This window comes from Mycobacterium pinniadriaticum (assembly GCF_026242045.1).
In the GTDB taxonomy this organism is placed as follows: Bacteria; Actinomycetota; Actinomycetes; order Mycobacteriales; family Mycobacteriaceae; genus Mycobacterium; species Mycobacterium pinniadriaticum.
The window spans coordinates 100,041-110,782 of record NZ_JAPJDO010000002.1 but is presented as its reverse complement, the minus strand read 5'-3'; the positions used below and the strand labels follow the sequence as shown (position 1 = coordinate 110,782).

The 10,742-nt window shown below is 66.8% G+C and carries 9 protein-coding genes; all 9 read right to left on the bottom strand.

Going from position 1 to position 10,742, the window contains the following annotated elements; genetic code table 11:
- Positions 1-6: 6 nt before the first annotated feature.
- Positions 7-771: an SDR family NAD(P)-dependent oxidoreductase gene (locus ORI27_RS02705; protein WP_265994972.1), complete on the bottom strand. Its 765-nt coding sequence runs from the start codon at positions 769-771 to the stop codon at positions 7-9.
- The gene (locus ORI27_RS02700) at positions 768-3,125 is read right to left on the bottom strand and encodes a CaiB/BaiF CoA transferase family protein (RefSeq protein ID WP_265995241.1); all 2,358 of its coding nucleotides are present in this window, start codon (positions 3,123-3,125) and stop codon (positions 768-770) included. The genes ORI27_RS02705 and ORI27_RS02700 overlap by 4 nt, the downstream gene beginning before the upstream one ends.
- Positions 3,126-3,139: 14 nt before the next feature.
- A complete protein-coding gene (locus ORI27_RS02695; RefSeq protein ID WP_265994971.1) occupies positions 3,140-4,111 on the bottom strand; it encodes an enoyl-CoA hydratase/isomerase family protein in 972 nt (323 codons plus the stop codon).
- A gap of 32 nt (positions 4,112-4,143) precedes the next feature.
- Positions 4,144-4,980, bottom strand: a complete 837-nt coding sequence (locus tag ORI27_RS02690; RefSeq protein ID WP_265994970.1) for a mycofactocin-coupled SDR family oxidoreductase — start codon at positions 4,978-4,980, stop codon at positions 4,144-4,146.
- A 6-nt stretch (positions 4,981-4,986) separates the two neighbouring features.
- Positions 4,987-5,487 carry a hypothetical protein gene (locus ORI27_RS02685; protein ID WP_266073871.1) on the bottom strand — a complete coding sequence of 167 codons (501 nt, stop codon included), beginning with the start codon at positions 5,485-5,487 and terminating at the stop codon, positions 4,987-4,989.
- 11 nt (positions 5,488-5,498) lie between these two features.
- Entirely contained in the window at positions 5,499-6,452 is a 954-nt protein-coding gene (locus tag ORI27_RS02680) for an SDR family oxidoreductase (protein ID WP_265994968.1), read from the bottom strand.
- Positions 6,449-7,630 carry a cytochrome P450 gene (locus ORI27_RS02675; RefSeq protein WP_265995240.1) on the bottom strand — a complete coding sequence of 394 codons (1,182 nt, stop codon included), beginning with the start codon at positions 7,628-7,630 and terminating at the stop codon, positions 6,449-6,451. Before ORI27_RS02675 ends, ORI27_RS02680 begins: the two co-directional genes overlap by 4 nt.
- A 169-nt stretch (positions 7,631-7,799) precedes the next feature.
- Positions 7,800-10,049, bottom strand: a complete 2,250-nt coding sequence (locus ORI27_RS02670; RefSeq protein ID WP_265994967.1) for a molybdopterin-dependent oxidoreductase — start codon at positions 10,047-10,049, stop codon at positions 7,800-7,802.
- Positions 10,039-10,623, bottom strand: a complete 585-nt coding sequence (locus ORI27_RS02665; RefSeq protein WP_265994966.1) for a TetR/AcrR family transcriptional regulator — start codon at positions 10,621-10,623, stop codon at positions 10,039-10,041. The genes ORI27_RS02670 and ORI27_RS02665 overlap by 11 nt, the downstream gene beginning before the upstream one ends.
- Between the last annotated feature and the right edge of the window lie 119 nt (positions 10,624-10,742).

Below are 10,742 nucleotides of genomic sequence, written 5' to 3'. Positions count from 1 at the left end.
CGGCCACTACCAGGTCTGCTCGGCCGCGCGTACCAGGATCTGGTTGACGGCGACCCGGCGGTCGCGGGTGACCATGTAGTGCACCGCATCGGCGACGTCCTCGGACCGCAGCTTCGTCATGCCGGCGGTCCGTTCATCCATGGCGGCCCGGTCCGACGCCGGGAGGTGGTCACCGATCTCGGTGTCCACGGTGCCCGGTCCGACAATCCCGACCCGCACCCGCCTGCCGATCAACTCCTGGCGCAGCCCCTCGCTGAAGGCGTTGACCCCGAACTTCGTCAACGAGTAGACCGCCGTGCCGGGACGGGCCACCCAGCCGGCCGTCGAACTGATCGTGACGATGTCAGCGACCCCGCGAGGCGAATCGCCTGCCGCCGCCACCAAGTGCGGCAGGGCTGCGCGGGTGGTGTATAGGACACCCTGGATGTTGACCGACACCAGGTCGTCCCAGTCCGCCAGCGGTGCGTCGACGGCTTCGCCCATCCGCATCAGACCGGCGTTGTTGACCAGTGTGTCGAGGCGGCCCCACGCGGCAACGGTCGCATCGACCGCTCGCTGCACCTGATCGGCGACTGTTACGTCGGCGGCAACCACCAGCGCTTCACCACCGGCGGCCTCGATATCGGACTTGAGCTGTTCGAGGCGCTCGGCCCGCCGCGCCAGCAGGGCGATCTTGGCGCCGCCGCCGGCCAGCGCGCGTGCGGTCGCCTCGCCGATGCCGCTGCTGGCGCCCGTCACCAAGGCCACGGTGCCCGCCAACGTGGCGGTCATGTCGCGGGCGCCGTTCGATGGCCGGCAGCCAGGATCTCGTTGAGCACATAGTCATTGTCCTCGCCGAGATCCGGTGCGCCGCGCTCGACCGTGACCGGGGACCGCGACAGCCGCCAGGACGCCCCGAGGATCGGGCGCTGGCCTTCGAGATGGTCGGAGACGAACCGGTAGGTGCCGCGTTCCCACAGCAGTGCGTCTCCGATGACCTCCACGGCCGACGCGCTCTTGGTGGCGGGGACACCGGCAGATCGCAGGCGCTGCGCCAAGCCCGCGGCGTCGTGGGTCGCGGTGAGCGCCGCGACCGCGGCATCGAGCGACTCGAGGTTGCGTTGCCGGTCGTCTGCGGTGGCGTAGCGGGCATCGGATGCGAGCTCGGGTGCGCCGAGCTCCGCACAGAGGCAACGCCATTCGTCGTCCGCGCCGACGGCGATGCTGATCCACTGCTGTTCACGGCACGGATAGCAGCCGTGCGGCGCGAAGTCGGGGTGCCGATTGCCGTCCGGTTTCAGCGGGACGCCGGTCATGGCGTGTTCGGCCAGTCGGTCACCGACCATCGACGAGAGCACCTCGACCGCGGACACGTCCACGAACTGTCCCTTCCCGGTTCGTTCCCGGTGCAACAGCGCGGCAATCGCGCCGACCGCGGCCGCGGCGCCGACAGTGGAATCGCCGTAACGCATGTTGGCACCCAGCGGCGGACCACCCTCGTACCCGACCAGTGCCGCCAAGCCCGCCAGTGACGAGAATGACGGCGCGTAGCCGGTCTGATAGCCCAACGGGCCGTCGTTGCCCCACATCTTGATCGACACCGCGATGATGTCGGGCTTGATCGCCGTCAGGTCGGCGTAGCCCAAGCCCTGCCGCTCCACCGCGCCGGGGCGCAGATTGTTGACCACGATGTCGCTGCCGGCCACCAGGTCCCGCATCGCGGCCATCCCGGCCGGTGTCTTGATGTCGAGGTCGACGCTGAGGATTTCGGGGTTGATGCTCAGGAAGTAGGGCGCATGGTTGATATCGGTCCCGCCGTAGGCCCGCATCTCTTCGGGAAGCGCCGAGCACTCCACCTTGATCACCTCGGCGCCCAGCAGCGCCAACAGTTTTCCCGCATAGGGACCGGCCCAGACCTTCGTCAGTTCGACCACGCGCACGCCTTCGAGCGGGCCGCCTCGCCGCCGAGCCGGCGGCTTGAGCTGCGAAGCCTGCCGTCTATGGCGGTCGCGCGGCTTACCGATGGCGTCGAGAACGTGCGCGGTGTCCTCGCCGAGGCGTGGTGCGGGGCTGGTGATCTGAGCGGGCGAGGCAGTGAGTAGGTATGGCGGCCCGGGGTAGGCGGCGGTGCCGAGCACCGGGTGGGTCACGTCGGTGAAGAACCCGCGGTACCGGTATTGCGGTGAGTGCAGCAGATCGGACGCACTGTTGACCGGTACCAACGGCAGGTTCAGTCGCTGCGCGGCTTCCGCGGTGGCCTCCCGTGGCCGCGTGGACATCCACTCGGCGAAGTGGCGCTTGAACGACGCCACCTTCTCAGGCGTGACCGAGAACTCCAGCCAGTCGTCGTCGAACGCATCGAGCCAATCGGCGTGGCCGAGGAACTCCTCGAGTGCGAGCCAGTGGCTGCGGCTGGTCATGTACAGGTAGACGAACCCGTCGGCACAGGCGAACATCGACGCCGGGCCCTGCTGGTCGTAGTCGTCGCGGGTGCCGGCCGGGGACACCTCTCCGGTGATGAAGCGGCCGAGGATGCAGTCCGCCCGGGCGACCTGCACAGCGTGTTGCGAGATGTCGATGAATTCGCCGTCGCCGGTGTGCATCTGACGAAACAGTGCTGACATGACGCACAGCGCGGCATCCAATCCGGCCTCGTAGTCGGCGGCGTAGCGGCCCGGCCCTTTCAGCGGCGGCTTGGCCGGATCGGGCTGGCTGGGCGTGTGATGACCCCAGCCGCCGGCCTGGAAGACGTTGAGGCTTCGACTGTTCTGCAGTTCCGGAGGCGCTCCCGCGCCGAACGGGGTGATGGAGCAGACCACGACGCCGGGATGGTCGGCACTGAGCTGCTCGGCCGTGACCGGGTCGTGGTCATCGATGACGGCATCAGCACCGGCCACCAGTCCGCCGACATCCGGCGCAGTCAAGATGACCGAACACTTGTTGGTGTTCAGGTACGCAAACAGTCCGCTACGTTCGGGATCGGCCCCGAGGTCCAGAAGGGGAGCCATGGCCCGGGTGGGACTACCCCGCCCGGGCCGCTCCACTTTGATCACCTCGGCGCCGAGGTCGGCGAGCAGCTTGCCGCAGTACTCGCCGGCCACGCCCTCGGCCAGTTCGATGATCCGGAACCCGGACAGCGCCGACACGTCAGCTCGTTCGGTCAAGGCTTGGCGCGGCCCGACTTGCTCAGTCGCCATTCCGGCGGGAAGTTCATGTCATTGTCCTTGACCACATTGTTGAGGCCCTTCTCAAAAGTTCCAGCGGTCAGGTCCACGGTGTTCGCCACGTCATTGGTGATCATCGGCAGCATGCCTTCGACCATGCCGGTGAGCAGGCTGCCGAAGTACTCGCCCTTGTGCTGCTTGTAGAGCTCCAGGAACGTCTTCTGCACCGCGACGGTATCGGTGGGCCGCGATTTCGAGCAGGCCAGCGCGTACTTGAGCGTCTCGGCCTCCAGATCCTCGCGCGGCACGACGCTGTTGACGAAACCGCAGTCGTACATCTCTTTGGCGCTGAACGGTCTTCCGGTGAAGAGCATTTCGGAGAACTTGCGCAGGCCCATGGTCTCGGCCCACCACCACAGCCGTGGGCCCCAGCCCACATACCGGAAGGCGGGATGCCCGAAGAGCGCATCGTCTGAGGAGATCACCAGATCGGCGTCGCCGGCCTGGTAGAAGTGCCAGCCGTAGCAGTAACCCTTGGCTTCGATGATGCTGACCTTGCGCAGCTCCTGCAACGGCCGGTTGCCCGCGCGGGCTTTGGCGTAGAAGTCGGTGACGGTCGACAGGTAGCGGTAGGAGCCCCCGGGCGGGTACTTGACGTCGTCGTCGTTGATGGCCAGTTCGTGCAGCAGCGGCATGCCGGGGTTCTCGATCATGCCCCGCTGCTCGGGCAGGTCACCGCCGCTACCGAAATCCTCCCCCTCGCCACGGATCACGACGACCTTGACGTCGTCGTCGACGTTGCACTTGTGGATGATGTCGGCGTAGAGCTGACGCATGCCCAGTGATGTCGCGTTCTGGGCGTCCGGTCGATCGAAGGTGATGTAGGCGATCCGGTTCTCGCGATCCTTCTCGAACTTGATGTACTGCGCCGCTTCCTTTTTCATTTCTTCGTAGTCGAACTCAGGCATTATCACTCCTCATTGGTTGATGTGTCGATTTGTTACTTGAGTAAAGCGCCCGCGTCGACGGGGAGTTGAACGCCAGTGACATAGCGGGATTCGGGACTGGCGAGGAACAGCACGGCATTGCTGATGTCCTCGGGCTCCACCCAGGGCGTCGGCAGTGTGTGCATCATCTGGGAGACCGGGGCGAAGTCTTCCGGTCCCGGATCCTCCTTGTGCGGCGCGAACAGCCGGAAGGTGGCGTCATTCAGCGCCATCGGGGTGTTCACCTGCGTCGGGTGCACTGAGTTGACTCGGATGGAGTGCTGGCCGAGTTCGACCGCGAAGGTGCGCATGAGGCCGACGACACCGTGTTTGGCGGCGATGTAGTGGCCGGTGTGCGCCATGGCTTTCATGCCCCCGACCGAGCTGGTCAGGATGATCGACCCGCCACGTCCGCCGGAAAGAATGTGAGGTACAGCGGCTTTCACTGTGTGCCAGACTCCGGTCAGGTTGATGTCGATCATGTCTTTCCAGACGTGCTCTCCGAGCTTGTGGAGTCGGTTTCCGGCGTTGCCGATGCCCGCGTTGGCCACCACGATGTCCAGCCGGCCCAGCTGGTCCACGCCGGTGTCGACGGCGGCCGTCAGCGCGTCGTAGTCGCGCACGTCCGCTTCGGCCGTCACGATCCGCCGTCCCAGGCTCCGGACGAGGTCGGCGGTCTGCGCCAGGTCAGCCGGGCTCGACGGCGGGTACACCACATCAGGGATGGCGCGGCAGATATCGATCGCGATGATGTCGGCACCTTCTCGGGCCAGTCGCACCGCGTGGCTGCGGCCCTGCCCGCGGGCCGCTCCCGAGATGAATGCGACCATTCCGTCAACCCGACCAGCCATGACGGTCTACCCCCCGTTCACCGTGGTGAGCACGTTCGGTCGTGGCAATGGTTGACGAATCCGTCCGGTCCGCCACTGGCAGTACAGCTCTGAAGCTGCCGACCCGGTGTCGCAGCCGACTGCCGCACGAGCGTGATCGAGGAAGACAACAGCCGCGCGGCTGACGGGGATCCCCACGTGCCGCACGTCTCGCCCCCGGCTATCCCACGCCAGTACCTCGATGAGAGGCTCGCCCATGGCTTCGTCGACCCAGCGTCGGACCACGGGGTCGTCACGGTAGACGCTTTCTGACACCGCGACCGCGCGCAGCAACGTGTCCGCGGCAGGTTCTTCAGACAGGTCCTCCGCACGGGAGGCGCCGATGATCCGCAAGGCGAGGTCATTGTCGGTACCACCTTCGTCGTGCGTCGCAAAAACCCTTACATCCCAACCGGTTAGCGATCGGTCGCAGATCAATCCGCCCACTTGTGCGACGGCCTCGGTGACTGTCTGGCACACCAGGGCCATGCGATACCGGGTCAACATGCGGGCTCGACCGCCGGATAGGTCACTCCGGTGAGGTTTTCCGACTGCTGCCACAGTCGACCACACTCGTCCACATCGAGGGCCAGTCTGTTCAGTTTGGCGAAGGTGACGCCGCCGCCGGCGGTTTCGTACAGGCCGCGGGGCCCGTAGTAGGTCGCCCCGGCGGCATCCGGCGAGACCGCAGCGTAGAGCGTGGGCTTGATACCCTCGTCCACCTCGAGCCACATGAACGGCAGCAACCGCCAGGTCGCCTGAGTGAGCCGACTGGTCAGCGTGGGCTTGTCGAGGCCGTACGATGCGCCGCTGAGCAGATTCGTCTTGCTGAGGCCGGGGTGCGCGGCGTTCGATGCGATACCCCACCCGCCCGCCTGGCTGCGCCGGTCGAGCTCGAAGGCGAACATCAACTGCGCGAGCTTCGCGACCCCGTAGGAGTACATCGCCTTGTATCCACCGGTGGCATTGACGTCGTCGAAGCGAAGGTTCCGCTGCGTGGCCGCGATGCTGCTGACCGTCACCACACGGCCGCCGCGCAAGAGTGGCAGCAGCCGTCCGGTAAGTGCGAAGTGCCCTAAATGATTGGCGCCGAACTGTAATTCGAACCCGTCGCTGGTCTGCTGACGGGTCGGTGGGGTCATCACACCGGCGTTGTTGACCAGCACATCGACCCACCGGCCGTCGCTGGTCAGCCCGTCGGCGAACGCCTCGACGCTGGCCAGCGAGGCCAGGTCTATCGTCTTGACGCTCACCTGCGCCGCCGGGTTCGATTGGCGGATCTTCGCGGCGGCGGCTTCGCCCTTGGTGCTGCTGCGCACCGCCATCACCACGTCGGCGCCCGCCGCCGCGAGCCGCTTCGCCAGCCCGAAGCCCAGTCCGCTGTTCGCCCCCGTGACGACGACGTGCTTGCCGGACAGGTCCGGCACCGCCAGCGTCAGGTCAGGGCGGTTCACCACGTCACCGGCAGTTCGTGCATGCCGTAGGCCAGCGCGTCGTGCTTGAACGGCAAGTCGCTGACCGGTCCCACCGGTTGCAGCGTGGGGATGCGCCGGAACAGCGTGGGCAGCACGATCTGCAGTTCCATCCGGGCCAGTTGGCCGCCGACGCACGAATGCCGGCCGTAGCCGAGCGCGACGTTGGGTCCGTCGTCGCGATCGAGCTTGAGCTGGTCGGGCTGCGGGAACTGGCGCGGGTCCCAGTTGGCCGGCGCGACATCAAGGATGATGCCTTCACCGGCCCGGATGACGTCGCCGCCCACCTCGATGTCCTCGGTCGCGATGCGCCGCTGGCCGGTCTGGATGATGCTGCAGTACCGCAGCAGTTCCTCGACGGCGACCGCGACGACCTTCGGGTCCTCCGTGTCGCGCAGCATCGCCAACTGCTCGGGGTTGTCGAAGAGTGCCGCGATGCTGACGGAAATCTGACCGGCAGTCGTCTCGTGCCCGGCGATCAAGACTCCGGTGGCGAGCTGGGCCGCCTCTTTCAGGGAGATCTCTTCGGCCTTCACCCGTTCGGCAAGATCGGATACCAGGTCTTCGGCGGGATCGTCCATCTTCTTCTCGAGCAGCGCTTTGAGGTATCTCGCCAGTGCGCCAGCGCCTTTCGCGGCATCCTCGGCGGTGGCATCGCGGGCCATGCCCATGTTGGACTGCTCCTGGAAGAAGTCCGCATCCTCGTAGGGCACCCCGAGCAGATGGCTGATCACGAGCGACGGCACCGGCAGAGCCAGCCCGCTGACCAGATCGGCGGGCTGTGGTCCGGCCAGGATGGCGTCGATGTGCTCGTCGGTGATCTTCTGCACGGCCTCGCGCAGGGCTTCGACCCGCCGGAACGTGAACGGCTTGGACAGCATGCGGCGATAGAAGGTGTGTTCCTCGGCATCGGAGGTGAAGACCGAACGGGGACGTCGGTGGACCGTCGACTTCATCCCCTCGTTCCAGTGCGGATAGCCCTCTTTGCGGTCGTCGACGCTGGCCCGGCCGTCGGCGAACAACGCGCGGATCGCCTCGTATCCGGTGATCAACCACGGCGTGCTGCCATCCCAGATCCGCACCCGGGCCATCTGGGCGGATTGGTTGACTGCCAACGACTCTGGCGGCGGCGCGAACGGCAGCCCGGCCGCGCGACTCATCGGGAACTCGGGCACATCCGAAGTGTCAGCCGCAGTCACAGGTCTCAGTGAACAACACCCGACGCAGTAAATCAATCAATTTATTTGATTGGCTGTGGGCCGTCCATTGGGATTTCGGCGCGCAAACCGGCGCTGGCGGGCGAACGAAAGCGCGCCGAAAACTGCTGAGCTACCCGGCCGCGACCAGGCCGGCCGGCACCGCCTCGATGCGGGCCGGGACGTGCTTGTGCCACGGTGTGCCGGCGTAGGGGTCGCGCCAGTCGGTAGAGGTCAGCGCGTTCGGGGCGACCCCGGGGACCCGGGTGTGCCCGTCGGCGTCGACGAAGTCGAGCCCGAATCCGTTGGGCAGTGCGGCGTGCCCGGCCAGCATGGTTTCGCTGACCTCGACGACGGCCTCGGCGCTGCCGGCGGCGGTGGTGATCCGCGCGCGCCCACCATCGACCAGGCCCAGGGCTTGGGCGTCCTCGACGCTGACCCGCAGCGCACCGTCAGCGTCGCGTTTGCGCCAGGACGGATCGCGCAGGATGTCGTTGGCGGTGAACGCACGCCGCTCGCCGGCGGACAGCACGATCGGGAACTCCGGACTGGTCAGCTCCTGACCGGCGCCGGCCAACCCCCGAATGTCGTCGAGCATCTCCGGGATCACCAGCTTGATCTTGCGGTCGGCGTGGCTCATCAGTGCCCAGTCGTCGGCGTACTCGTGCACGCTGAACGTCACCCCTGACTTGCTGGCCAGGATCGCGTCGAACAGCGCGTTGCCGTCGGCATGACCGGCGCGCCGTACCGCGTCGGGGTAGGTGACGGCGGCCTTCTGCGCCAAGCCCCACAAGGCGGCCGCGCCGGCCAGCCGGTCGGGCAGCGTCGGACCCAGCGTCTCGTAGAGCACGTAGGGCAGCACCTTGCCCAGCGCCGGATTGGCGGCCAGCTCGGTGAAGAACGCACCGGTGTAGGCCTCGCGGCCCGCAGCGGCGGCCTCGCGCAGCGGACGCAGGTCGTCATCGCTCACCACATCCAGCGCGCGCACCAGTCGCGCCCAGATCTCCGGCTCGGGAAGTGTGCCGGGAATCGGCTCGAAAAGTGGATGCCGCAAGTGAAACTCGTTGCGCGGGAACTCGAAGTTGAAGAACGTGGCTTCGGGCTTCTCGAATTGGCTGGCCGCCGGCAGTACGTAGTGCGCCAACCGTGCCGTCTCGGTCATCGCCACGTCGATCACCACCAGCAACTCCAGCGATTCGAAGGCGGCACGGCAGGTTTCCGAGTCGGCAATGGAGTGGGCGGGATTGGCGCTTTCGACGATCATCGCCCGGAACCGATCCGGGTGGTCGGTCAAGATCTCCTGCGGCACGACGTTGGACGGCACCAGACCGGCGATGATCGGCGCGCCGGTCACCGGGGAGCGCCCGACACCGCTGAGACTGAACAGCGGGGCGAATGACGAATGCAGATGCTGCCCACCTCGTTTGGCGAAACTGCCAGTCAGGATCCACAACAGCTTGTTGAGGTAGGAGCACAATGTGCTGTTCGGCGCCTGCTGCACCCCGAGGTCCTCGAAGACGGCGACGGACTCGGCGCCGGCGATGCGCCGCGCGGCCGCCCGTAACAACTGCTCATCGACACCGCTGCGCTGCGCATACTCCCCGACGGGGATTGTCTTGAGCACCTCCCGGACGTCCTCGGCGCCGTCGACGTGCTCGGCGAGGAAGGTTTCGGCACAGAGGTTTTCCTGTACCAGCACCGCCGCCAGCGCCGCCAGGCACCAGGCGTCCGTGCCCGGCCGCACCCGTAGATGGAAGTCCGCCATCTTCGCGGTGTCGGTCACCACCGGGTCGATGACGATCATCGAGCGGGCGGGATCCTTGGCGATATCGTTGAGCACCGTGCGCGCCCGCGGAAAGCTCTGCGACATCCACGGGTTCTTGCCCACGAACACCGACACTTCGGCGTGCTCGAACTCGCCTCGGGTGTGCCCGCCGTACAGCTGCATATCCACCCAGTTCTCGCCGGTCTTCTCCTGGGCCAGGGCATTGGATCGGTATCGCGAACCGATCAGCTTGAGAAAGGAACTGCTGTAGGCACCGCCGAGGTGGTTACCCTGACCGCCGCCGCCGTAGTAGAAGATCTTCTCCCCGCCGTAGGCGTCGGCGATCCGTTTGAACCCCGCCGCGATCTCGGTGATGGCGGTGTCCCAGGAGATCTCCTCGTAACTGCCATCGGCCCGGCGGCGCATCGGCGAGGTCAGCCGGGCGCGGTTGTTCTGGTAGTGGTCCAGGCGGAGCGCCTTGTTGCAGGTGTAGCCCTGCGAGGCGGGGTTGTCCTTGTCTCCGCGGATTCGGGCCAGCGTGCGGCCTTCGGTCTGCACGACGATGCCGCAGTTGCATTCGCACAGGATGCAGGCGGTGGGGTGCCAGTCAGCGGACATCGGGACTTCCTTCTCTCAGTGCGGCTTCGAGTAGTTCGCGCAGCAGTCGATGGACGGCGTCGAGAGGCTTGAGGTCCCGGGCCGCGCGGGCCAGCACGATGGCGCCCTCCAGGGCTGCGGTCACCGAGACCGCCAGGTCCTGGGCGCGGTCCTCGGCGATTCCGTCGACGACGAGCCGCTGCGCGATCAGGTCGTTCCACCGGGCGAATGCCGCGGCCGCCCGCTCGACTGTCGGGTTGGGCTTTTCCGGTTCGCCGGACTCGATCGCGACGGCCAGCACCGGACAGCCGGCGCGATAGTCGGTCTCGATCAGATTCTTGCGATAGAAGCGGGTCAACCCGTCGAGCATCTCGACGCTGGTGTCCGCCTTGGCCAGCCGGGCGGCGACGAAGTCGGCCACGTAGTCGACGGCCTCGCAGACCAACTGGGTGCGACCGCCGGGGAAGTAGTGGTACGCCGAGCCGCGTGGTGCTCCGCTGTGCGCCAGGACGTCAGCGATCGCCGTCGACTGCGCTCCGCGTTCACGGATCAGCAGTGCGGCGGAGGCGACCATCCGGTCACGCGGGCTCGTCATGCCTATGTATGCAACCATACATAATGACGCAACGCCAGCGTCGATTCTGCGGCCAGCGCGCTATTCGGCGCGTACGGCGGGCTCCCACCGCAGAATGGATGCGCGCAGCGCAGTCTCGA